Origin of the sequence: Melghirimyces profundicolus (assembly GCF_003054245.1) — a bacterium.
GTDB lineage: Bacteria > Bacillota > Bacilli > Thermoactinomycetales > DSM-45169 > Melghirimyces > Melghirimyces profundicolus.
Genome location: NZ_QBKR01000003.1, coordinates 199748 through 224089 on the forward strand (window position 1 = coordinate 199748; position 24342 = coordinate 224089).

Consider the following 24342-nt stretch of genomic DNA (forward strand, 5'->3'; position numbering starts at 1 on the left):
TTTTAAGATGGATTCCCTCGGCACAATCGAGATGGAGTATAAGAGTTACTTCCGGACCACACGATGATTCTTGAAAAAGGCGGATAAGTCTTTGCCGCTTTCCTTCTCCAAAGTCACGATCAGATCCCCGGTGGTGGCCACGCCAAACTGGTATTCTTCCACATCGGCTTTCATCACCGGTTGAAGTGTAGATCCTGAAGGGTTTCTCCGGTGTTATTGCGAAAACGCACCGAAAGGGTTCCCTCGATCCGATGTTTTTGGGGGGCATAGGTGGCTTGGATATCATAGACCGCCCCGGCGGGACCGTGGGTCTCCGGTTGGTGGATCTCCGCCAGTTTCGGCGGTTCCTTCTTTTTTGCCGCCGGTTTGGAGTCCGTTGCCGGCTCCATGGCGGTCTTGGGGTCGTCACTGCATGCTGCAACGAAGTACAATAGGGGAAGAATGCCAAGAAGGAATAACGTTTTTTTCACTCAACCATCCTCCAATAAACAGCAGAATAAAAATGTTTTCGTCCCGCTCTTACCATTTCCTTTTTAATAAGTAAATTTTCATTGATACGGGAGGAATTTTTCCTTCATTGGCGAAATGGATGATAGGAAAGATGAAGGCTTTTACATATCAACGGCATGGTTTTTATTGGTGAACTTTGCCGGTTCTTTGTTAGGGAAAGGAGACAACGGAGAACGACATGGCTTCTTCATTTACATTCGTTCATACCGCCGATTTGCACTTGGATTTGCCGGTGAAAGGTTGGAAAGAGCCGGAAAAATTGATGGAACGGCGGAGGGATTACCGTTCCACCTTCCGGCGGATCGTCGATCTGGCCAGGGACCGGAAAGCGGCTTTTTTGTTGATCGCGGGTGATTTCCTGGAGCACGGGTATGTCGACCGTTCCACCCTCGACTTCGTCATGGATCAGCTGAACCGAATTCCCGGGACGGGAGTCTGGGTGGCGCCGGGAAACCACGATCCCTACCGGGCTGATTCCGTATACCGGACGGTCAAGTGGCCGGATCATGTCCATTTCTTTTCGGAACAATGGGAAGACCACTACTTTGCCGAATATGACCTGCGGTTGTACGGAAAGGGCTTCGCCGATTCCTGGGAACGGGATCCGAGCCTGCCCGAAGTCCGGGGAGACGGGGAACGGCGGCTGATGGCGGTTCACGGCACCTTGATGGACCAACTGGAGCCGGATGACTATTTCCCCATCGGGGTGGAGGAGCTCGCCGCTATGGAGATGGATTACGTGGCCCTGGGGCACATCCACCGGGCTTCCACCCGTCGTCTGGGCAATGGCCGGAACACCTTGGTCCGTTATCCCGGCTCACCCGAAGCCCTGAACTGGAAGGAGACGGGGGAGCGGACGGTCAGCCTTGTCACCGTGGATGAAGACGGATTCCGCCTGGAGTCGGTCCCGATTCACAGCCGCCTGTATGAAATCGAGGAGATCGAGGTGGAGGGCTGTGAAACGAACGGACAAGTGGCGGCCCGGATCGCCGGTCGGATCCGGGAAGAGGATCGGAAGGATTGCCGGCGTTTCGTGCTGACGGGGACCCGTTCTCCCGAGTCGGAGTTTTCCCCGTCCGAAATCACGGACCAACTGAAAGCGGAAGGCTTTTTTTATGTGGAGTGTGTCGACCGGACGGTTCCGGGATTCGATCTGGACCAGCTCCGTGCCGCCGATGGGGTGGTGGGGGCCTTTGTGCGCCGGATGGAAGCGAAAATCGAGTCGGCTCCCCGCGATGAGAAAGATCTGCTGGAAGAAGCCTTTCACAAGGGACTGACACTCCTGATGGCGGAGGTGGGACAGGGATGAAACTGCGTCGGATTCATTTCCGGGGGTTCGGCCGCTGGGTGGACCGAACCTTTGAGCTGGGAGAAGGACTCAACCTGATCGAAGCCCCCAACGAAGCCGGAAAGTCGACCCTGATCCAGGGATTGTTCGCCCTTCTCTACGGCGCGAAAAGAGAGGGTTACAGACAGCAGAGGAGAGAGGTTTGGTACGACGTTTACAAACCCTGGCAGGGAGAGGCCTACGGCGGGGAAGTGGATTTCTCCCTCCGGGGGAAGGAGTATCGCCTGAACCGCTCCCTTGTTTGGGGGAAGGATTCGGAGCAGCTGGTGGAACTGAAGACAGGGCGGGATCTGTCGGGGGATTATCCCATGGACGCACGAAGGGACCGGCAGTTCCTGAAAGGACTGACCGGCCTTTCCCGCAACCTGTTCACCCGGAGCACCTATTTTTCCTCCCAGGCCCTGACGGGGGATCAGGAGATGCTGGAGAAAATGCAGCAATTGATGGGAGAAGATGCCCGGGTGGAGCCGGTGCTGAACCGGGTAAAATCGGAGATCGACAAGATCGGGGTCCGGGCCACAGGAAACAGGTCCTACGCCATCGCTCTGAGGAAACAGAAGAAGCTCCGGGAAGAAACGGGGAAAAAACGGGACATTCACGAACGGCAGCGGGAGAGCCGACAGCGGCTGGCCGAATGGAACGACCGGTTGAACCGGTTGACAGAAGCCTTGAGAGAAGCGAAAGAGCAGGTCGAACAATGGAAGAAATGGAAGGAAGCGACCCGGGAGCGGAACGAAGTGCTCCGGGAGCTGAAGCACCTCGGCGACCATCTGAAGGAAGCGGAGAATATTCGGGCGGAACTGGAAAACCGGAAAGCCAAGCGTGAACAGGAGGCTCCGCCGGTTCTTCTCTCCGGGGAAGAGTCGGAAGAGATCCGTCAACTTCTGGATCGCCGCTCCCGCGTCTCCGAACAGATCCGGCAGTCGGAGGCAGGGATCCGGGAGGCGGAAGAAGCCATCCGCAGGCTGGAGGCCGAGAAGGAATCGCTGCTCCGGTTGGCCCCGGGCACCGTCCCGGTCCAACTGGACAAATTGAAACGTGTGAAGGAGGAGCGGGCGAAGCTCTCCCATCCGGAAGAAGAAACCGATGCAGAGGAATTGGAAGCGCTCCAAAAGGACGAAGGGGAGCTTCAACGGCTCGGCAACGAAAAGGAGGGACGGGACCGGGAGAAAAGCGGGTTGGAAGCAGAGCGGGACTCCCTCCGGGAACGCCTGCAACAGGCAAAGGAGAAGAAGGAGTTGGAGTCCGCCCTGTCCCGGGATGCCGCTTCCCCGAACCACGGCGGGCTTTGGTTGGGAGCGGGAGCCGCGGGGGCGGTGCTCTCGCTGATCCTCCTGGCCGTCTTCCCGCCCGTCGGAGCCCTTGCCTTGGCGGGAAGCGCGGTGGCGGTCTTCCAGGGACTTCGGATGCGCAAGGATCAAAAAGCCCGGGAAAAGAAACGAAAGGGCCTCGAAGCCAAATGGAAAGACGTCTCCGATGCCATGGAAGCGGACCCTCACCTGCCTGTCGACCCGGACCGGGTCGCTGCCATGCTGGATGAGGTGGAACAACGGTTGCGGCGGATCTCGGAAGAGCAAGAACAGATCCAAAGACGGCAACAGGCCATCCTGAGCCGGTGGGAAGTCGGGTCGGCGACCGAGCTGTGGAAGCTGTGGAAAGAGAAATCGGCGGATCTGGAAATCAGGAAACGGATCGGCACCCTGACCGACGAAGTGAAGGAATGGGCGTCTCCCTTCCGGGAGCGGTTGGGTGCCTTTGAGCTCACCCGTTGGGAGAAGAAAATCTCGGAACTGGGAGAAGAAGCGGAAGCGGCCCGTAAGCGCCGAACCTCCCTGGAGGCCCGGGTCCATTCCCTGAAAGAAGGACTGGAACAGCAGCAGAAAGAGGCGAAACAACTCAGGGCAGCGGAAACCCGATGGAAAGAGAAGCTGGGTTCCGAGGATCCGGCGGTATGGAAAGACTGGATCGCGAGAAGCCAGGAGACGCGCCGGCTGGATGAGAGAATCGGGGATTTGGCTGTGAAATGGGAGCAATGGGAAGCCAAGCGGCGGGAAGAAGCCTGGGATCAACGGCAGCAGGAGATGAAAGAAAAGCGGGCCGCCGCGGAAAAAGCCCTGGAGGGGGCGGATCTGCCCGAAGACCCGGAGGAAGCGCTTCGGCTCTGCTCCGACCGATTGACAGCGGCGGAAGCCGATGTCCGCCGGCTGGAAAGCGAATTCAGCGAGGTGAAAGGGCAAGCCGACCGATTGAGCGGGGAGCTGAACCGAATCGATGACCTCTCCCTCGGGGACCTGGAAACGGCGTTGGAAGAGGCCGAAGAGGAAGTGGCGGCCCTGAACCGAAAACGAGCGGTGCTGAAAACGGTGCAGGAGGAGATCCGGGAAGCCGCCCGGGAAGCCCAGGAAGACCTCGCTCCGCAGCTTCATCCCCGGGCATCCGATGCCATCGGGGAGGTGACCGGCGGCCGTTACGGGAAATTGATGGTGGATCCCGCCGAGGGATTCGCTCTGAGCGTCTTCGTACCGGAGACCGGATCTTCCTGCCCGGTGGAACAGCTGAGCCGGGGCACGATCGACCAGATGTACTTCGCCCTTCGGCTGGCCTTGATCCGCTTCATCTCCGACAACGCTTCGATCCGTCTCCCCCTGATCCTGGATGACAGCCTGGTCCATTTTGACGAAGCCCGGCTGCGCCAGGCGCTTCGCATCCTCGGCAAAGTGGCCGGGGAACACCAGGTGCTTCTCTGCACCTGCCAGGATCGGGAGGGCCGGATGCTGGAAGCCGAAGGCATCCCCTTCAGCCGGCATCCCTTGACGGCACCGGGTGAGGGGACAGCTTGATCTTTACGGGTAGCAAACGGCGAGGTGCGGAGACGAAAATCGCGCCCGCTGCCTTTGCAGTGTCATCCGGCGACGGGATTCACCGTCGTTTTTCTTTTAAAACGGGGAAACGCCACTGATATAATAGAAGTATTGTGAAAGAGTGAACGGCGGCATTTACCCGAAGCCGCTCCGGTTTACAGGGCTTGTCTGATTGAAAAGCAGGGACGGGGTGATGCGATTGGCGGGAACAATCTATTTGCACCCGGTTTCCGATTGGGAAGCCGGGATCGGTTTCAACCGGCCCCGGCGGGGAAAGAACATTCCCTGCGTGGTGCCCGGTTCGCGGTTGGTTCGGACCTTGCGGCGGCGTTTTCATCGGAGAGAGGAAGGGAAGGTTCCCTTCCAATTTTTCACCTTTGACCAGTTCGTTCGCTGGCTGTTGTCCCTGGCAAGGGAACGGCTGATGACCCCGGTGGCTCAGGAGCTGGTGGTGCAGCAGGCGGTGGCCGATGTGGAAGAGCGGGCAGGATTTCACTATTTCGGTGGGATGACCGCGCGGCCGGGGTGGCTGAAAAAGGTGGAAGCCTGGATCGGGGAGGTCAAGCGGGCGGGGGTGCGCCCGGCACGGTTGAAACAACTGTGGGAGGAACGGGGGGAGAAGTACCGGGAACTGGCCTTGATTTACGAGGCTTATCAGGAGTTGCTCCGGATCCACGGTTGGGTGGATCACGAGGAGCCCTACATTCAGCTCTGTGATGCCCTGAGCCGGCGGGAAGGGAGGGGTTCCCTCCCGGATGAAGTGATCGTGGAACAGTTTTCCGATCTCACCTTTATGCAGCAGGAAGTGCTGGTCTCCCTGGTGACGGCCGGCGTGGAGGTGTCCCTGCACCTGGCCTGGGACCGGGACCGGCCCCGTCTGTTCCGGGAGACGGCGGAGGTGGTGGAACGGCTGCGGAAAAGGGGGTTTTCCCTGAAGGAAATGCCCCGATCGAAGAAGATCGGGAAAGCATCGCCTCTGTTCCATCTGGAGGAGCGGGCCTTTTCCTCCCGGCCGGATCCCGTTTCGGCGGAGCAAAGGGTGGAAGTGATCTCCGCCACCGATCGGGAACAGGAAGTGGAGCAAGTGGTCAACCGGCTGAAAGGGTGGTTGAAGGAATCGCAAGCCCCCCTGTCGGACGCCGCGCTGGTCTGCAACGACCCGGATGTCTATGTCCCCCTGGTGACCACCGCCTTGGAGGCGGCAGGCCTTCCCTGTGAACAGGGAAAAATCCGGGATCTTCGTTCCCACCCCTTGATGCAAACCCTGTTGGGGGCGCTGGACCTTCGTCAGGGCCGGGAAGAAAGCGGTCCCGGACTGCTGGAAAGCCCCTATCTCCCCTGGGCGGGGGGAAGGGAAACGCAAAGCCGCTGGATCCGGGCGTGGCGTCTGTTGGGGAAACCGCGCACCGAGGCGGAGCTCAACCAACGCCTGGAGACCATGCGGGTCCAACCGATCCTGGAAGCGGAGGAATGGGAAGGGTTGCGCCTTTTGTTCCGCTGGGTGGAGGAGATCCCCCTGAAAGCGACCTGGCGGGAGTGGCTGGACTTATTTCCCCGATGGGCGGGAGCGCTCAAGCGCGAAGAAGCCTGGCGGGAGATGGGACGGGATCCGGAACTGTTGCCGACACTGGCCGGGGAACTGGATGCCTGGAAGCAAATCGACGCGGTGTTGGAGGAGTGGAAAGCGGTCTTCGACGCCTCCGCATTGGGGGGACGGGTCGTCGACTTGCGTTCCTTCACCGCCCAACTGGAGCAGGCGGCGGACCGCAAGGAGGTCCGCCTGTCCCCGGGACGGCGGGGCGGCGTTCATCTGCTTCCGCCCAACCAGGTCGGGGGGCATCGTTACAAAGCCGTCTTTATGCTGGGATGCGCCGAGGGGGAATGGCCACGCCCGGTTCGGGAGGATTGGCTGATTCCCGACAGCGAACGAAGGCGTCTCCGCCGGGAGGAGGTGGGGCTGGCCACCTCGGCGGAACAGCGGTCCCAGAGGCTGGTTCCCTTTTACCGGACCGCCCGGGCGGCCACCGAACGGCTGGTCCTGTCTTATCCTGCGCTGAAACCGGACGGGAAACAGCAGCTCCCGTCCCCCTGGCTGGACGAGCTTCTGTCCCTGTTCACGAAGGAGAGTGTCCGATGGACCATCTCGGATCCCGGGGACCTGCTTCCCGCCCGCTGGGAGGATTGTCTCACCCTCTCCCGGGGGTTGGAAAAGGCGATTGAGGTGCTGAACCGACCGGCGGAGGGGAGTGACGAGGCGGTTTATGCCCTGGAGGTCGTCCGGCGGTATCAACGGGAGCATCCCGCGCAACACCGGCGGTTGGCGGAGCGGATCCGGGTGGAGCGTCTCCGCTGGGGCGGGGGGTACTCCCCCTTCGACGGGGTATTGGATCCCTCCCCCCTGCAGCGGGAGGTGGGCCGCAGCATCCGGGAACAGGTCTGGAGCGCCACCAGCCTCAACGGGCTGATCCAGTGCCGGTTTCACTTTTTGGCGGGATGGATTTGGAATGTGTCTCCCCGGGAGCCGGTGGAAAAAGGGCTCTCCCCTTTGGAGCGGGGGGATCTCCTGCACCGGATCCTGTGGCGGTTCTGGAACCACTATCGAAACCATCCCTTCGACCCCGGCCGGGCCGAAGAGATCCGGGAGCATTTGCTGGCCGTGGCGGAGCGGGCCTTTGCCGAAGCGGCGGAGGAGGGGGACTGGGAGCGGCGGGATCCGTTCCGGTTCCGGATCGAAACCCACCGCATCCGGCAGCAATTGCTCCACTTCCTGGCTCATGAGATCCAGTGGCGCCAAAAAGTGCGGGAGGGTCTCACCCCGCGCTTTCTGGAACTCGGCTTCGGCATGCCGGTCGAGGGAGAGGTGGATCCGGAAACCCGCACCGCCCCGGCGGAGGTGAGACTGGGAGACGATCGCGTCATCCGGGTTCGGGGGAAAGTGGACCGGGTGGACATGGATGCCGATGGCCACTATGCGATCTACGACTATAAATCGGGATCGGCTCCGAAAACGGAGGAGATCCTCGCGGGGCTCCAATTGCAACTGCTCCTTTACCTGTGGGTGTTGCAGGAGGCCTTCGGCTTGGATCCGGAAAAGGTGCTGGGGGCGGCCTATTATACCGCCAAAAAGCGCGGGGATGACGGCACTCCCCCCACGGACAACCGGAACCGGGGACTCTGGCGGAAAGGATGGGCGGAACGGGCCGGGATCGGCAGAGCGGGCAGCCTGCTGGAAGCAAAAGAGTGGTCGGAGGTCCAGCAGTCGGTTCGTCAGCTGATCGACCGGCAGTTGAACCGGGTGGTGCGGGGCGATTTCGCCGTGGCTCCGACCCGGGAATGTCCCGCCTTTTGCCCGCATCGCACCCTTTGCCGGATCGATGACCTGCGCATGGCGGACAAGGAGCTCCCTTGGGAAGGAAAGGAGGGGGAAGCATGAGCCTTCGCATGACCCCGGACCAAACCCGGGCCGTGGAGTCCCTGGATACGGACTGCATCGTCTCCGCCGGGGCCGGCTCGGGGAAAACCCGGGTGCTGGTGGAGCGGTTTCTGCGCATCTTGGAGGAACACGGGGAGGATCCCGACATCCTGGAGCGGATCGTGGCCATCACCTTTACCGAGAAGGCGGCGACGGAGATGAAAGATCGGGTCCGCCAAGGCTTGAAAGATCGTCTGGAGAACGCCCGGAAGCGGGATGACACGGAAGCGGCGGATCGGTGGTACCGGTTGCTGACGGAGGCGGAACGGACCCGGATCACCACCATTCACTCCTTCTGCACCCGCCTGTTGCGGGACTTTCCCGTGGAAGCCGGTGTGGATCCCGGTTTTTCTGTGATGGACGAGACGGAAGCGGGGATGTTGCTGAGGGAGACGGTGGAGGCTTCGCTCCCCCGGGTGACGGAGTTGCCGGATCCGGGCCGGACTCACCTGGAACAATGGATCTCCCACTGGGGGGTGGAGGGCTGCATTCCCTGGGTGATGGAAGCCTGCCATCGGATGGCCGGGAACGGCTGGGATCCCGGGGATCTGCTTCACCGGACCCGAAGCCACCTCCATCTCACCGCCGGGAAGTTGCAGGCGGAATGGCGGGAGCGTCGGGAAGCCCTGCTGATGTTGGCCGATCCGCTCATGCACCTGAAAGGGGGGAAAAAGCTCCAGACTTTCCAGCGGGACTGGCCGGGGCTGTCCCTGGAGATCCTGGAAGCGGGCAATCCGGCGGATCTCATCTCCCCGCTGGAGGAACTGGGCAAGCTGTTGCAGGGGAACTGGGGGAAGAAGACGGAAATCACCGCCCCCCGGGACCGGCTGAAGGAAGAAGTGCAAGAGCTGTTGAACGTGGCGACGGGTCTCACTCTGATGCCGGTGGAGCGGGAGATGTCGGAAGCGATGGGTTCCCTGCTGGCCGAGGTCCATCAACGGTACGTCCGGGCGAAGCGGGAGCGCTCCGCCCTCGATTTTGACGATCTGCAGACCCGGGCCATCCATCTGTTGCGCGATCATCCGAAGGTCTTGGATCGGGTTCGGGATTCGATCCGCTTTCTGATGGTGGATGAATTCCAGGATACCAATGACGGCCAAAAGAAACTGGTCGATCTGTTGTGTGGAGATCCGGCCTCTTCCCCGCCGGGAAAGCTGTTTGTGGTGGGTGATCCCAAACAGTCCATTTACCGGTTCCGCGGGGCGGAAGTGAGGGTCTTCGGAGAGACCCGGGAGGAGATCCGGTCCAGAGGGGGCCGGGAAGTGAACCTGGTGGACAATTTCCGTTCCGATCCGGCGCTGGTCGATTTCGTCAATCTGCTGTTCGGCCGCTTAATGTCCGGGGATCCGACCTCCCCCAACCACTACCGGGAAACGGTGGCCAACCGGGAGCCCAAAGACGGGTTGCGGGTGGAGTATCTCCCCGTCCCGGATTCAAAGGCATGCCCGGAGGGAAAGGACCCCCGGGATGTGGAGGCGGAGCGGGTCGCCCGGCGGATCCGACAGCTGCTGGATGAAGGAACCCCGCCCGGGGAGATTGCGGTTTTATTCCAGGCCATGACCCATGTGAAGCGGTATGAGAAAGCGCTGGTCCGGCGGGGGATCCCCTTTTACGTGGTCAAAGGACGGGGATTTTACGACCGGCAGGAAGTGGTGGACGTCCTCCACTATCTCCGCTTCCTGGCCGATCCCGGTGATTTGCTGTCCTTGACCGGGGTGTTGCGCTCCCCGTTCTGCGGGGTATCCGACGGGACCATCCTCGCCTTGACCCGGGAACCGGGCTGGGAGCAATCTCCCGGGCGGTGGCCGGAAATCGAAGGGATCCGTGAAGGGGAACGGCAGAAGCTGGCAGGGTTCGCCGATCAACTGGCGAGGGCCCGGCGGTGGGCCGGCCGTCTCCCCGTGGCCGAGCTGATCGAGCGGTTGTTGGAGAGTTCCGGCTACCGCCATGTCCTGTGGGCCACCCCCCAAGGAAAACAGGCCCGGGCCAACCTGGACAAGCTGGTTCATCTGGCTCGCGGGCAGAAACATCAGGGGGGTTCCATCGAAACGTTCCTTCAATCGGTGGAGGAGTGGCAGACGGTGCAACAGGAAACGGAAGCGGCGGTGGAACCGGAGGACGGGAACAGCGTCAAGCTGATGACCATTCACCAGTCCAAGGGTCTGGAGTTTCCCGTCGTCTTTGTCCCCGACCTGTCCCGGAGTCCCAATGTCAACCAATCCGACGTGACGGTGGACCGGGAATTCGGCCTGGTTCTTCTGTTGCGGGGAATCGCCGGTGTCCGGGGGGAGCCGTTTCGGTGGCGGAAATGGAAAGAGCGGGAACAGCGGCTGGAACGGGAAGAGTCGGTTCGTCTCTTCTATGTGGCGGCCACCCGGGCGGAACACCGTCTGATCCTGAGCGGTGTTCCCCAGGAGCATAAAGGGGGGAAGAAAGGGGAACCGATCCTGTCTGCCGATACCTGGAGCAAATGGCTGGACGGGGTCTTCGGGTTCGACCGCATCGACTGGGAAAGGGAGAACTGGGACCTCGGGGAGAAAGAGGTCGTCCTCCGGGTCCATCCCCGGGAGGAGGAAGAGGGGGATCCAAAGCCGCCGGAGGCGGCCTCTCCGTTGGCCTCCGGTTGGTTTGAACAGCCGGAAGCGGTCTCCCCGGAAGAATCCCCGGCCCGTGAGGCGGCCACGGCGATGGAACCCCGCGGGTGGCAGCCGGTGGATCGGCCGGAGATCAGCGTCACCGACATCATGACCCTGGTCAACTGCCCGCGCAAATACTTTTACAGCCGCATCTTGGGAATCTCTTTTCCCGCCGGATGGACGGAGGAGCCGGAAGAAGAGCTCCGCGACGAGGAAGAATCCTTTCTTCTCACCCCGCAGCGGAAAGGGGAGATGGTTCACCGGATGATCGAGGAGTGCCCCCCGTCCTTCGGGGACGAGAGCCTGGAAGACTTTTGGGAGCGGATGATGGATCTCTTCCGGGTGAATCCATCGGTCCGAACCGAAGTCCGACGGGAGCTTCAGCCGCTGTTCGAGGCGTACCGGAACAGCCGGTTTCACCGGGACGCCCACCGGTATTCCCAAGTGGAAAGGGAAGCCCGCTTTGTCCGGGTTCTGGCGGACCTGGAGGTGGAAGGGGTGGTGGACCGGCTGCATTGTACCCCCGATGGAAGTTGGGAGCTGGTCGACTACAAGACCAATGGGATCCGTGCCGAAGAAGTGGAAGCGACCGCCCGGGAATACCTGCCCCAGATGCAATTGTACGTCCTGGCGGCACGGGAGAAGTGGGGCCGGCAGGTCAGCCGCGCCACCCTGTTTTTTCTGCACCCCGGGAAGGAGTTCTCCTGGGAAGTGGACGACGAATGGGTGCGGCAAGCCGAGGAACATCTCGCCGAAACTTCCCGCCTCTTTCTCCGGGGACAGGGGATCGAAGATTATTCGCCGCGTCCCGGCAAACGATGCGGGTATTGCGAGTTCCGTCATTTTTGCGGGGCCGCCGGCAATTGAACGCTTTTTCCCACCGGTGCGGCCCGGCAGGAATCCCGCTTCCATCCTCTCCATCACAGATCGGGGGTTTCCCCGATGAAAAACAGGTATGATATATTCAGAGTGGAAAATCAGTCTTTGGGTTCGATGGGCACCTACATATTAAAGGAGGAGTTTGCCGTGAGTCTTCCCCGAAACCTTTCCGATACCGTCACCCTGAACAACGGGGTGGAGATGCCCTGGTTTGGACTGGGGGTCTGGAAGGCCAAAGAGGGTCGAGAGGTGGAAGAAGCCGTCAAAGCAGCGCTGCGCCTGGGATATCGTCACATCGACACCGCCAGGATCTACGGCAACGAAATCGGTGTGGGCCGCGCGATCCGGGAATCCGGCGTTCCCCGTGAAGAGATTTTCGTCACCACCAAGGTGTGGAACGAGGATCAGGGATACGACAAAACCCTGAACGCTTTCGATGAAAGTCTCCATCGGCTGGGGCTGGATTATGTCGATCTGTACCTGATCCATTGGCCCGGCAGGGACAAGTACGTGGATACCTGGCGCGCGCTGGAGAAACTTTATCAAGAGGGGCGGGCCCGGGCCATCGGCGTCTGCAACTTCAAGATCCACCACCTGGAGGAGCTGATCCGGCGGACGGATATCATCCCCGCGGTCAACCAGGTGGAATACCATCCCCGTCTCACCCAGAAGGAACTTCACGCCTTCAGCCGGGAAAAGGGAATTCAGCTGGAAGCTTGGAGCCCGCTGATGCAAGGCGAAATCCTGCAGGACGAGACGATCCGTTCCATCGCCGAACGCCGCGGCAAAACCCCGGCCCAGATCGTCCTGCGCTGGGATCTGCAGAACAGGGTTGTCACCATCCCCAAATCGGTCAACGAACATCGCATCCGGTCCAATGCCAATGTCTTCGACTTTGAATTATCCAAAGAGGAGATGGCCCGGATCGACGCTCTCAACCAGGACCACCGCGTGGGTCCGGATCCGGACGAATTCCTTTTCTGAAGCTCCCCGCACCCAAAGCGCCCTTTCCTTGGAAGGGCGCTTTTTTTGGCATGAGGGAAGGATCACGATTCCGGAGAAAAGAAAAACCCCGGAAGGATCCGGGGGAGAAGGGGTCAGCCGATCATCGTTTGACGGCGGCGGATGAACAGCAGTGCCAGTCCGGCCAGCGCCATCACACCGCCCACGACCATGGAAATCGGCGCGTTGATGGAGGTTTTCGGCATTTTGCCGCCTTGGATGTCGTCTGTGATTTTCTTCACATCATCCGGGTTGTTGGGTTGTTTGGGCTGCTCTTTGGCCTCGTCAATGGGCTTTTCGGTATCTTCCGGATTCACCGTGAAGTAACGCTCACCCACTCCGATCTGGCACTCTTCACCGTCGACGTTACCCGTAAAGAGAACCACAACGGCATAGTCGCCGGCTTTTTTAAAAGCATCCAGTGGAACCGTGAAGGTTTGGGAGACTCCTTGACCGGATTGGGTCTTATGCACCAGAGGGTCAGTCGCATTCAGCTTGGCGACGAAGAATTCCCATTGTCCTTCAGCTTCCTGGGCATCCTTCAAGGTGGCGGTGATCAGCACGTTGTCGTCTTCCGCCTTGCCGGTCAAGGTGATTTCATGGAGATCGGCTTCGGTGAGATCGTCAATTTTTTCGATGCACTTCTCCGTGTCATTTCCGGACACTTGATCATTCTCTTGGTCGTCACCCGGTTCTTCGCCTTCACCGGAGCAGTCTTTCACCTCGATTTCTTCGCTCCAAGCTTCCCCTGTTCCGGGGTGAGTGGACTCTTGGTACACCTTGAACATATAGTTCCCGTTTTTCTCCGGGGTGTAGGTGAGTTCCACATCCTTCCCGGCAGAGAGGGGATCCAAGGTTCCTTCGTCCACCTTTTCCCCTTTTTTCGGATTGCCGCTCTCGGCATACCAGACTTCATACTTCAACTTTTCCTCCATATCCCCGTCGCCGCTGTTCGTCACGGTTGCCGTAATTTCCTTGCAGTCCCCGTTCGCTCCTGCGGTAAACTCCAACGAGGCACCCGTCGGGTTCCCGGTGGCAAGCGCCACGTTGGGGACCAACAGCGCCATTGCAAAGAGAAGACATAAGGCCGTGCGCAATGATTTTCTCACTCTACAATCCTCCCATGAATGAAATCGAGGGGGTTGTCCCTCTCGTAAAAGGTTGTTCGCAAGGGTTTGGCGCTTTGGGTCCCCTTTTGTGAAAAATGGGACAAAAGTATTAGATCGTTAATCCATCGGAATCGATGTATTACGACAGGATTATAATCAAACGGATCATCGGATTATTTTGAAGAAAAACGGCCACCGTGATGGTGGCCCTTTCAGATGATACCGGAAATATAGAAGCGTTGGGATTTATGGTTAGGCTCAGAAGTGAAGCGTTTACCCAAAATAGCGACTTTGCTGTCCTGCCCAGCGGAGAATCAGCCGGCAAGGGCGTTCAGGGGCAAAAGCTACTCTGTGTTGCATCCGAAGGCGTTTGCCCCTGCCCGCAGCAGGATGATTCGGAGCGGACAGTGCAACCATCTCTGAAGGATAGCATAGCGAGACCGGGGAGTGAAGCGACCCAGGCGAGACTTGTGCTCTGTGAGTGCAGCCGGAGCGGCTTTGGGTAAATGCTGCCGCTCACTTTTCACAACGCTTTTAGTTAATGATCCCATAAAAAAAGCGCCGAGAACCCAGGTATAACAGGGGGTTCGGCGCGTTTGTGTCAAGGAGGGCCGGTTTAACCATTCAATTCCCCTTTATAAGCCGCTTCATATACTTGACGGACCGTCTTCACATCGAAGGGACGCGGGCTTCTGGCCAGAAGACGCTTTTGTTCAATCCCGTTTTCCGCAAGGATGTCCAGGTCCTTTTCCTTGATGCCGTATTCTTTCAGGGTGGTGGGCAATCCGACGTCCGTCACCAGATCCCGGAGGGCTTGGACCACCGATTTGGCGGCTTCCCGGTCGGTCACCCCCCCGAGGGGCAGACCCAATTCCTTGGCGAGAACCTTCATCTTGGGGAGGCAGGAGGGCCAGACGTAATCAAAAACATAAGGTAACAAAACGGCGTTGGATTCGCCGTGGGGGATCTTGAACAATCCTCCCAGGGGGTAGGCCAGGGCATGGACCCCGGCCACGCCGGCGTTGTAAAAGCTCAATCCCGCAATCAGGCTTCCCCAGGCCATTTCCCGGCGGGCGGTTTTGTCCGAACCGTTCCATACCGCTGTCCGCAGGTTTCCGTGGATTTTCCGGATCGCCTCCAGGGCGAGTGTATCCGTCAGGGTGGAGGAGTGGATCGAAACGAAGGCCTCCACCGCGTGGGTGAAAGCATCCACCCCGCTGGCCGCGGTCACGCGGGGGGGCAGGGTGTAGGTCAGTTCCGGATCGATGATGGCCATATCGGCGAGCAGGAACTCGTGGGTGATCACGTCTTTGGTATCCTCCAGCGAGAAAACCGCGATGTCGGTCACTTCCGCTCCCGTACCGGAAGTGGTGGGGATCAGGATTTTGGGAATGCCGGGTCGGGTCAATGTCTTCGTGCCCGACAGGTTCAGGTAATCGGACACGGACCCTTCATGAGTGGCCAACACCGCGGCCGCTTTGGTGATGTCCAAACAGCTCCCACCGCCGATGCCGATGACCAGTTCGGCCCGGTATTCTCTCAAGGTTTCCACCGCCCGGTCCCCCACTTCCAAAGGAGGTTCCGGTTGGATGTCCGTGTACCGCTTGTACTCGACCCCGGCTTTCCCCAACAGCGCTTCCAGGTTTTGGGTCAGGCCGACCTCCACCACCACGGGGTCGGCGAAAATCAGGACCCGTTTGGGGTTCAGATCCCGGATGACCTCTTCGACCGCTTGGATCGAACCTTCTTCCGCCACAATTTTCTTCGGGGAGACAAAGGGTTTCATCCCATGATTCCTCCTTTATTTATGGTTATCCGGCCAGGCGTTTCGTTCCAGGGTCTCCGATGAGATCCGAAGGCGCGGCACGATGGCTTTCCGGCAGAGGTCATTGGCCAGGAGTTTTGACTCCTGTGAATACGTTTTCAAAGTTGAAATATTATACTAATTGTTTGACAATTTTTTGTCAAGAAGAATAATAGTTCGGACTCGACGCTTCGGCTGAGGCCCTCATCGTCCGATTTGCAGCTCATGTCCATTTTCAGGAAGCAGAAATTGAGGGCTGCAGGAGAAACGAAGGAAGACCCATCCCAACGGGGGGTGGGTCTTCCTATTAAATTAAACCCCATGAACTCCCGCATAAACTTGCGCGAAAAGCCGTTTTTCCCTCAGGTCTCCGCCGGTGGGGTGACGGTGCCCCTGCCCTTGACGAACTGGTAGGCGATGCCGATGATCAGAAACCAGATGGGCCCCACGAACAGGGCCACTCGGGTTTCGGGGTCGAACCAGAGAAGGACGGCGACCATGACGAGGAAGGCGATCACCAGCCAATTGACGACGGGGGTGCCGCCGAGACGGTAATCGACTTCGGGTGCCTCTCCCCGTTTGACCGCCTGTTTGTATTGCATGTGGGCATAGACGATGACCCCCCATGTCCACAGGGCGCCGACAGTGGCGACGCTGGTGATGTAGGCAAAGGCTTTCTCCGGAATGACGTAGTTCAACAGCACACCGAAGAGGAGGACGATGGCCGAGGCGGTGATCGCCTTGGCAGGGAGCTGACGCCGGTTGATCTGTCCGAAGGCGTGAGGCGCCTGCCGGGAACGGGACAACGTAAGAAGCATCCGGCCGGTGGAGAAGACCCCACTGTTGCAGGATGAAAACGCGGCGCTTATGACGACGAAGTTGACGATTCCGGCGGCGCCGGCAATCCCGATCTTATCAAAGACGAGGACGAATGGGCTCGTCTTTTCGCTCACTTGGTGCCAGGGAAAGAGCGCCATGATGACCAGCAAGGCCCCAATGTAGAAAATCAGGATGCGCCAAAGGATGCTGTTGATGGCCTTGGGCAGCATTTCCCGCGGTTTCTTCGCCTCCCCGGCGGTTACCCCGACCAACTCGGTCCCCAAAAAGGCGAACATCACCATCTGCAGGGACAAGAAGATGCCGGCGACCCCTTTGGGTAAGAAGCCCCCTTCGTCCCACAGATTGGAAAAGCCCACCGGCTGCCCCTGGTTGCCCCAGCCGGTGAAGATCATCGTCAAACCGAGGACGATGAGGGCGACGATGGTGACCACCTTGATAATGGAGAGCCAGAATTCCACCTCTCCGAAGACTTTGACGGCGATCAGGTTGAGGACATAGACGGCGATCAGGGCGAGCAGGGCCGGGAGCCATTGGGGGATGTCCGGAAACCAGTATTTGACGTAGAGGCCGATGGCGGTGATCTCCGCCATCCCCGTCACCACCCACAGGAACCAGTAGGTCCAGCCGGTAACGAACCCAGCCCACGGGGCGATGAATTCTTCGGCGTACTCGGTGAAGGAACCGGAGATCGGTTTGTACAGAGCCAGTTCCCCCAGGGCGCGCAACACCAGGAAGATCACCAACCCGGCCAGGGCATAGGCCAGTATCAGGGCGGGCCCCGCTGTTTTGATCGCCTTGGCCGAACCGAGGAAAAGACCGACCCCGATCGCGCCTCCAATGGCGATCAGTTGGATATGGCGTTCCGACAGTCCACGCTTCAACTCTTGCTGTTTTTTCTGTTGATGGCGCACGCTGTTCCCTCTTTTTTGCATGTAGTTAACTGCGTTGTTTATTAGCATGTCCTTATCTACTCAAAATATGGGTACAGATGTGCGGAGAATGTCGCTTTCACCTTGGGGAGCGAACCAAGCGAGGCCAGGACCTCTCCCACTCGATTTCAGGCCTTTAGAAGTGTTGTGATTGAATGTTCGTTTCGAGAAAAGGGGAAGCGTTTACACAAAATAGCGACTTTGCTGTCCTGCCCGGCGGATGATCAGCCTGCAAGGGCGTTCAGGGGCAAAAGCTTCTCTGTGTTGCATCCGCAGGCGTTTGCCCCTGCCCGCAGCAGGAAGATTCGAAGCGGACCGTGCATACATCCCTGCAGGACAGCATCGCAACGGCTTCGGTTAAATGCCGCCGCTCACTTTTTTACAATACTTCTAAGGACTAGATGGACACAGTCCTTACCCCGCGAAAAGCGTTTTTTTGTTTTGGTGACCGGCGGTCATAAGTAAAGCCGTTTGAAAAACAATGACTATGAACAAACCATGATGAGGTGACCATTGATGAAAAAACGATACCTGATCCCCTTTTTGACCATCCTGCTCACCCTCTCGGCGTGCAGTCCTCAGAACAACGGAGCCACTGAAAGACAGATGAAGAAGCTGACCAGAAACATCGCCTTTGAACCCTCGATCCAGAACGCCTTGGTCGGGTGTCGCAAAGAGACCATGGAGCACAATTCCACCACCAGGAAAAAAGTTGGAACAAAGGGTAATAATGCAAGATTCAGGAGTCGCCACCCAATTCACGACCCCAGCTTAAAAGTGTAACTCAAAAAAGGTTAAAACAAAAAATATTTGGAATGAAGGAGCATTTTACCAATTTTGACGAATGTATAAGTCGTGTCTAAAGGGAAAAGGCCCACCGGAAATTGGATTCTGGTGGGCCTTTTCGGTTGGTGTTAAGTGATTAATTTGTTAACGTTTACTTTCCTCTGGATCCCTTGGTGCCAGAGGGGACGTCCAATACCGTATCCGTCGATACCGGGGCTCCGAAATCAGGTGTTCCGTCACGGTTCCATGTAAAGGGCTGCGTTCTTGCTTTCCGGTTGTTCCATCCGTCATTTTCACCGGAAGTAGCATGGTACACGATCCAGTCCTCTGTCCCATCCGGCGATTTCGTGAACGAGGCATGTCCCGGTCCGAATACCCCCGCACGGTCGTTCCGCTGGAATACGGGGTGTTTGCTTTTGGACCAACTACCTGGAACCATGGGATCAGCACCATCTTTGAGTGTCAACATCCCCAGGCAATAGTCGGGGGTCCAGCTCCCGCTGGCGGAGTAGACGATAAACACTTTTCCGTTTCGTTTGAGGATTTGGGGACCTTCATTCACTGCGTTGCCGTTCTTTTCCCAAATAAGTCGGTGTGGAAATCATCTGTCTCTCTCCGCTGATCGTCCACGGATTGCTCATCGGGGAGATGTAGAGGTTTTGCGGGAATCCCGAGTCAGCATGTTCCCACCCGGACCACACGAAGTACATATTTCCGTTATGCTTCATAACCGTACCGTCAATGGCCCAGACGTCGTGCTTCGGGTCCGCGATTTTTCCTTTAAAGGTGTAACTTCCCTGAGCATTTGGTGTATTCGATTCAAGGACATACATGCGGTGGTTGGGGTTGGAGCCGTCATCCGCAGCAAAATAGATATACCATTTACCATCGATCCAATGAAGTTCCGGTGCCCAAATGCCATGACTGTATTTCGTACCGGTGGGGGGCTTCCAGACCGTCACTTTCTTCGCGTTCCGCATGTCGGTCAGAGAACGGGTTTTCCATACGACAATATCCTTTCCATAATGGGTAAAGGTCATATAATAGAAACCGTCTTTGTAAACCACCCACGGGTCGGGTGTATCCTCGTCCACAATGGGGTTGGTAAAGGTTCCACTTGGCGGGCCACAACGTTGGCATCCATCCCCACCCTTGGCCATCGCTACCGGAACGCACCACAGGGAAACCAGTAACAAGAGCGTTACCATTTGCTTGATGATAGTCATTTACATCCCCCTTAAACCTTAATATTTTGATTATTATCACATTGATATTATTAATTAAATTAATAAAAATCAACCCCCTGCGATGACGATAAGAGGGGACCCTTAAACGTTGTTTCTCCCTTTGGAAAATCTAATAAGAAACAAACCATCGGGCACCCCACTGAGATCGAATATTTCATGCCAGTTTGGGTATTAACTCCCTGTTCCCAATCGCTTATAATTCGCGCACCTCGGAAATCCCCATTGCGATCCGGTTGTGCTACCGGAGGACGAGACTAAACTGAAAGCATTTAAAAAAGACGTGGTGGATCGCGGATTGATCATCAACGGCCTTAGTTGTTACGGAGATCCTTTGACTCCGGTAAAACGGTTTGCTCAAACTTCCTACAACACCTTCCAAAACGGTGAAATAGACGGAAAAGCTCGAGGTTCCTGTTGTAAACTGTCTTCCGGAATCCCAGAGGGTCTGAAGGGCACAGGTCCCCAACGGGCCCGCCGGCTACTGGCGTTACGACTGGGTCTTGGATTTCGACATTTGGGCCTACTTCAAGGGAGAGGTTCCTCTCCACTTTTTCAGCTGGAGGACTAAACAGTGCATCTAACTTGAAGCATCTTATAGCTGATGCTTCGGCAAGAGGCAGGGCCTTGGAGGAGAGTGACCGCCACAAGTTTCACTCAAAGGTGGAAAGATCGGTGAGATTGGATGAAGAGAGGGGAAGAGCTCACCAAGGCTCAGGAGCGGGGCCACGAATGAAACCACCTTCAACCTTCGCGAAAAAAGGGAATGGGGCGTTTTATAGTGGATTGAGAACCTTTTATGTTGACAAAAAGAAAGCCCTTTCATATAATAGGTTCAAATAATTAATTCAATTAATGAAGTTAGTTGAACTGAAATTTGAATACTTAAAATTATCTTATTGAAGGGAAAACAAACAAATGAAGGAGGAAGGTTTGATGTGGTCAAAAAAATGGCTTCACGCGGGATTGGCACTTCTGTTGAGCATTTCGCTCTTAACGGCCTGCGGAGGGGAAACATCCGGGGACAGCGGAACGGTTACCTTGACATTCTGGAACGGTTTCACGGGTCCGGACGGTAAAAACATGAAGGAGATCGTAGATCAGTTCAACAAAGAACACAAAGGAAAAATCCATGTCAAAATGGAGGCCATACCCTGGGATAATTTTTATGACAAAATCCGCACCGTGGTCGCCTCGGGAAAAGCTCCCGATGTAGCGGCGATGCACCTGGACCAGGTCCCGAGAATGGCCAATAAAGGTGTGCTGACCCCTCTTGACGGGCACCTTGAAAAAGTCGATTTGAAGAAAGAAGATTTTCTTCCTGAGGTATGGGAAGCAGGCGTCTATGAAGACAAACGGTATGGAATTCCCCTTGACGTTCACCCGATCGGTCTCTATTACAATGTCGAGTTGTTGAAAGAGGCCGGCTTTGACAAGCCGCCGACCAACCTGAAAGAGTTTCTCGAAGTGGCGAAAGCGACAACTAAGGATACCGATGGCGACGGAAAGATCGATCAGTGGGGATTTGGGATGCCGACGTTGTGGCCCGCTCAGATGATTTTCTTCTCCAATCTGCATCAGTTTGGCGGAGAGGCGGTCAGTTCAGACGGAACGAAAGCCCTTTATAATTCGGAAGAAGGCGAAAAAACGCTTCAATTAATGAAAGACATGATCTTCAAATACAAGGTTTCGCCGAAAAACATCCAACAGGATGGAGAAAATACCCTCTTTCGCCAAGGGAAGATGGCGATGCATATTAATGGCATTTGGATGATCAACGGGTTGAAGGAACAGAAGGGTCTAAAGTTTGCTGCGGCGCCACTTCCCCAGTTCGGCGACCAGAAGGCGACCTGGGCTAGTTCCCACAATTTAGTGCTTCCCAAACAGCGTGATGAGGACCCGAAAAAAACCGAAGCGGCGATGACCTTTGTCGATTACGTAACGGAAAACAGCCTGGCTTGGGCAAAAGCGGGGCAGATTCCCGCCCGCAACTCCGTACGTGAAAGCGACGAGTTCAAAGCCTTGAAAGAACAGAGCCAATTTGCCAAACAAGTGGATTACCTAAAGTTCCATAACCCTACCCCGACGTTTGTGGATGTTTGGAGTCCGACCGAACAAGCGATTAACAAAGTGCTCCTCGGTCAGAAAGAGCCGGAGGAAGCCTTGAATCAAGCAGCCAAAAAAGGGGAGAAAATGGCGGAAGCACAAAAGTAGTAATGGGGGAGGGGCTCCCTCCCTTTTTTTAACGGAAGGAGGAGGCCGGCATGGATCCCCGGATTGAAAAACATTCAACCTCATTTACCGGGACCAATGTCCCGATTGGGGATGGGAAAACCAAAGGATCCGCGATACAGAATGCGACCCCTTATCTTTTTATCGCACCGCACCTCGTTTTCTTCATTATCTTTCTCATCGTTCCGATCGGTTACGGGATTTATATCAGCTTGCATGAATGGGATTATCTGACTCCGCCGGAATTTGTGGGACTGCAGCATTATAGGAACATCTTTCTCAACCCGACGAGCATCGACTATGTCGAGTTTTGGAACGCCTTTTGGAATACGGTTCAATTTGTGGTTTTCGCAGTTCCGGTGCTGATTGTCGTTCCGCTGGTGCTGGCCGTTGCGGTGGATACCAAAACATGGGGCACTCATTTCTTCCGCGCGGTTTTTTATGCGCCCTCCCTGCTTTCGGTAGCGACCGTCTCGTTGATCTGGCTGTGGATTCTGGACACCAATGCCGGGATCGTTAACTTTTATCTAAATAAATTTGGTGGGGAAACTGTTCCTTGGTTGAGCAAAATGCCGTGGGCGTGGATTGCCCTCGTCGTAATGACGGTTTGGTGGACGATCGGCAGGAACATGATCATTTTTTTGGCCGGGTTGCAGGATATTCCGGAGGAGTTGCATGAGGCCGCCAAAATCGACGGGGCCGGCCGGTTGTCACGGTTTTTCCACATCATTCTTCCCGGGATCCGCGGCCCGATGCTGTTCTGTGTTGTCATGACGACGATTGAATCGTTTAACTTGTTCGGTCAGCCTTATATGACGACGCAAGGTGGACCGGGAGAAGAAACCGAAGTGCTGATGATGCTGATCCGCCAGGTTGGGTTTGCCGATTTCCGGATGGGCAGCGCTGCGGCGATGGCGCTTATCATGGGCTTCTCCCTGCTGTTGATTAGCATGGTTCAATTTGCCGTGATGAATCGCGGGCAAATCAGGGGCCCCCGTTAAATTGAACACGGATCGGAGGGTAGATGATGGCTCTCAAATCGGAGGAACGGAGGACCCAGCGGTTCACGTTTGTCTTTCTCGTGATCGCTGCTGTTGTGTGGCTGGCGCCGATGGTATGGGTTTTGTCAACTTCGCTCAAACCCGAAAGCCAGGCGATTTCCTGGCCGCTTCGCTGGATACCGGAAACGCTTACATTTGAAAACTACTTCATCATATTGGGGAGTGCGAGCACCCCGGTGATTCGCTGGTTCGGCAATAGCCTACTGATCGCTTCCCTGCATACGTTCTTCATCCTCATCGTCGATTCGATGGCCGCTTACGCTTATGCGCGAATGCGCTTTAAAGGAAGAGACGTCCTGTTTTGGATCCTGATGACAACGATGATGATCCCTCCAGTGATTACGTACATCCCTTTGTATTCCATTGTGGATAAGCTGGGGTGGGTGGACACGCCCTGGGCCATGATCATTCCGGGATTGGGCGGTGTGTTCGGCATCTTTCTGCTTCGCCAGTTCTTTCTGGGTATCCCGTATGAACTAGAAGAAGCGGCGCGGATCGATGGTGCCGGAGCGTTTCAAATTTTCTTCCGTATCATTCTTCCGCTGGCAAAGCCAGCGCTGGTGACGGTGGCTCTGTTTACGTTTATGAGCAACTGGAACGATTTCTTTTGGCCGTTGATCGTAACCAACAGTGTGGAAATGCGGACCCTGCCGGTGGGTCTCTCCATATTGCAAGGAAGCTTCAATATCCAATATGCCAAGCTGATGGCGGCGACTGTTCTTTCCGCTCTCCCCGTACTCGTCCTGTTCCTGTTTGCTCAGCGGTTCTTTGTCAAGGGTGCCACCATGACTGGGATTAAAGGCTGACCGGGTGAGAATCAGACCGAATGGAGGGAGACGGATGCGCGGTGCAGCCAGAGTGTTCGGAAAATCGCTGTTCGATGCTTACCAGAACTTGAGCGTCACCATCGGCGTCTCGTTGATCTGGATGGTCGGAATCCTCCCGATCGTCACGGCCGGGCCCGTCACCGCGGGAATGTTTTATACGATTCACAGGAAAAAAACGGCGGATGCTTTTCATTTCGACGACTTTCTGCAGGGGATCAAGCGGTTTTACAAACCGACAATTTTCCTGTTTCTGCTGAGCGGGCTTTTTTGGGCGCCGGCCCTGATCTATTTTGTCTTGTTGACACAGGCCGAACCGACCCTGATCACCCGATTGCTGTCCGGGGCACTCTTGTACTTGATGTTGATGGGGGCACTGGTGCAAGGCTTTTGTTATCCGCTGATGGTGATCCAAAACCGGACGGATGTGGGCGGCCTCCTCCGAGATACCTTTTTGCTGGTCGGAAAACGCCCCTTTTTCAGCATTGCGGTCTTAATCGGGATCGGCTTGATGACCGCAGTTTGCTTGTGGATCCCGCTGCTGTTGGTCACGGTCTGGGCGGGGGCCGCCGGGTGGATGATGTACTACAGTTGCCTATATCTGATGCCCCGGGATCATCCGATGCTGTCGAATATCGATTGGCATGTCGACTGGCGGTTGGTATTGAAGCCCTGGCTGCAGTAGGCCGTTTCATCAGTCTCGGCGGTGATGGTGGCTTGATCCACATCTCCGACCAGCCTCATGGGCATGTGGGGGAGGACCTACTGGCCGATCGACAAGGCCAAAAAGGGACTGGGTTTCCGT

17 protein-coding genes are annotated in these 24342 nt (G+C 57.0%); 10 read left to right on the plus strand and 7 right to left on the minus strand.

Annotation, left to right across the window (positions count from 1 at the left end):
- Nucleotides 1-45: 45 nt before the first annotated feature.
- Nucleotides 46-177 carry a M1 family metallopeptidase gene (locus tag C8P63_RS19700; RefSeq protein WP_146172103.1) on the minus strand — a complete coding sequence of 44 codons (132 nt, stop codon included), beginning with the start codon at nucleotides 175-177 and terminating at the stop codon, nucleotides 46-48.
- The gene (locus tag C8P63_RS03650) at nucleotides 174-470 is read right to left on the minus strand and encodes a hypothetical protein (protein WP_108021969.1); all 297 of its coding nucleotides are present in this window, start codon (nucleotides 468-470) and stop codon (nucleotides 174-176) included. The genes C8P63_RS19700 and C8P63_RS03650 overlap by 4 nt, the downstream gene beginning before the upstream one ends.
- A 218-nt stretch (nucleotides 471-688) precedes the next feature.
- On the opposite strand from C8P63_RS03650, the gene C8P63_RS03655 reads away from it, so the two are divergent.
- From C8P63_RS03655 to C8P63_RS03675, 5 genes are all read left to right on the plus strand, one after another.
- Complete coding sequence (locus C8P63_RS03655) at nucleotides 689-1819, plus strand: metallophosphoesterase family protein (RefSeq protein ID WP_108021970.1); 1131 nt, start codon at nucleotides 689-691, stop codon at nucleotides 1817-1819.
- Nucleotides 1816-4698: an AAA family ATPase gene (locus tag C8P63_RS03660; RefSeq protein WP_108021971.1), complete on the plus strand. Its 2883-nt coding sequence runs from the start codon at nucleotides 1816-1818 to the stop codon at nucleotides 4696-4698. Before C8P63_RS03655 ends, C8P63_RS03660 begins: the two co-directional genes overlap by 4 nt.
- Before the next feature lie 220 nt (nucleotides 4699-4918).
- Entirely contained in the window at nucleotides 4919-8152 is a 3234-nt protein-coding gene (locus C8P63_RS03665) for a PD-(D/E)XK nuclease family protein (protein WP_170109477.1), read from the plus strand.
- Nucleotides 8149-11694: a UvrD-helicase domain-containing protein gene (locus tag C8P63_RS03670; protein WP_108021973.1), complete on the plus strand. Its 3546-nt coding sequence runs from the start codon at nucleotides 8149-8151 to the stop codon at nucleotides 11692-11694. Before C8P63_RS03665 ends, C8P63_RS03670 begins: the two co-directional genes overlap by 4 nt.
- A 126-nt stretch (nucleotides 11695-11820) precedes the next feature.
- Complete coding sequence (locus C8P63_RS03675) at nucleotides 11821-12690, plus strand: aldo/keto reductase (protein ID WP_108022013.1); 870 nt, start codon at nucleotides 11821-11823, stop codon at nucleotides 12688-12690.
- 113 nt (nucleotides 12691-12803) lie between these two features.
- Here the strand turns inward: C8P63_RS03675 and tapA are convergent, their stop codons facing one another.
- The 3 genes from tapA to C8P63_RS03690 all read right to left on the minus strand — a co-directional run bounded on the left by tapA (nucleotide 12804) and on the right by C8P63_RS03690 (nucleotide 17372).
- The gene (gene tapA / locus C8P63_RS03680; RefSeq protein ID WP_108021974.1) at nucleotides 12804-13817 is read right to left on the minus strand and encodes an amyloid fiber anchoring/assembly protein TapA; all 1014 of its coding nucleotides are present in this window, start codon (nucleotides 13815-13817) and stop codon (nucleotides 12804-12806) included.
- A gap of 616 nt (nucleotides 13818-14433) precedes the next feature.
- Nucleotides 14434-15603: an iron-containing alcohol dehydrogenase gene (locus tag C8P63_RS03685; protein ID WP_108021975.1), complete on the minus strand. Its 1170-nt coding sequence runs from the start codon at nucleotides 15601-15603 to the stop codon at nucleotides 14434-14436.
- 380 nt (nucleotides 15604-15983) lie between these two features.
- The gene (locus C8P63_RS03690) at nucleotides 15984-17372 is read right to left on the minus strand and encodes an amino acid permease (protein WP_245920658.1); all 1389 of its coding nucleotides are present in this window, start codon (nucleotides 17370-17372) and stop codon (nucleotides 15984-15986) included.
- Nucleotides 17373-17906: 534 nt separating this feature from the next.
- Here C8P63_RS03690 and C8P63_RS03695 point away from each other — a divergent pair.
- Nucleotides 17907-18173, plus strand: a complete 267-nt coding sequence (locus C8P63_RS03695) for a hypothetical protein (RefSeq protein ID WP_108021977.1) — start codon at nucleotides 17907-17909, stop codon at nucleotides 18171-18173.
- A 154-nt stretch (nucleotides 18174-18327) separates the two neighbouring features.
- On the opposite strand, the gene C8P63_RS19960 is transcribed toward C8P63_RS03695, so the two are convergent.
- Together C8P63_RS19960 and C8P63_RS03705 are read right to left on the minus strand one after the other, a co-directional pair.
- Complete coding sequence (locus C8P63_RS19960; RefSeq protein WP_170109478.1) at nucleotides 18328-18738, minus strand: family 43 glycosylhydrolase; 411 nt, start codon at nucleotides 18736-18738, stop codon at nucleotides 18328-18330.
- Nucleotides 18731-19402 carry a glycoside hydrolase family 43 protein gene (locus C8P63_RS03705; protein ID WP_108021979.1) on the minus strand — a complete coding sequence of 224 codons (672 nt, stop codon included), beginning with the start codon at nucleotides 19400-19402 and terminating at the stop codon, nucleotides 18731-18733. Before C8P63_RS03705 ends, C8P63_RS19960 begins: the two co-directional genes overlap by 8 nt.
- Before the next feature lie 954 nt (nucleotides 19403-20356).
- Between C8P63_RS03705 and C8P63_RS03710 the strand changes: the two genes are divergently transcribed.
- The 4 genes from C8P63_RS03710 to C8P63_RS03725 are packed head-to-tail and all read left to right on the plus strand — an operon-like array spanning nucleotide 20357 to nucleotide 24222.
- Nucleotides 20357-21634, plus strand: coding sequence for an ABC transporter substrate-binding protein (locus tag C8P63_RS03710; RefSeq protein ID WP_108021980.1), 1278 nt, complete (start codon nucleotides 20357-20359; stop codon nucleotides 21632-21634).
- A 50-nt stretch (nucleotides 21635-21684) separates the two neighbouring features.
- Nucleotides 21685-22653 (plus strand): carbohydrate ABC transporter permease, encoded by a 969-nt coding sequence (locus C8P63_RS03715; protein ID WP_108021981.1) that lies wholly within the window; start codon nucleotides 21685-21687, stop codon nucleotides 22651-22653.
- A gap of 26 nt (nucleotides 22654-22679) precedes the next feature.
- The gene (locus tag C8P63_RS03720; RefSeq protein WP_108021982.1) at nucleotides 22680-23519 is read left to right on the plus strand and encodes a carbohydrate ABC transporter permease; all 840 of its coding nucleotides are present in this window, start codon (nucleotides 22680-22682) and stop codon (nucleotides 23517-23519) included.
- Nucleotides 23520-23553: 34 nt separating this feature from the next.
- Nucleotides 23554-24222 (plus strand): YesL family protein, encoded by a 669-nt coding sequence (locus C8P63_RS03725; protein WP_108021983.1) that lies wholly within the window; start codon nucleotides 23554-23556, stop codon nucleotides 24220-24222.
- Nucleotides 24223-24342: the final 120 nt, after the last annotated feature.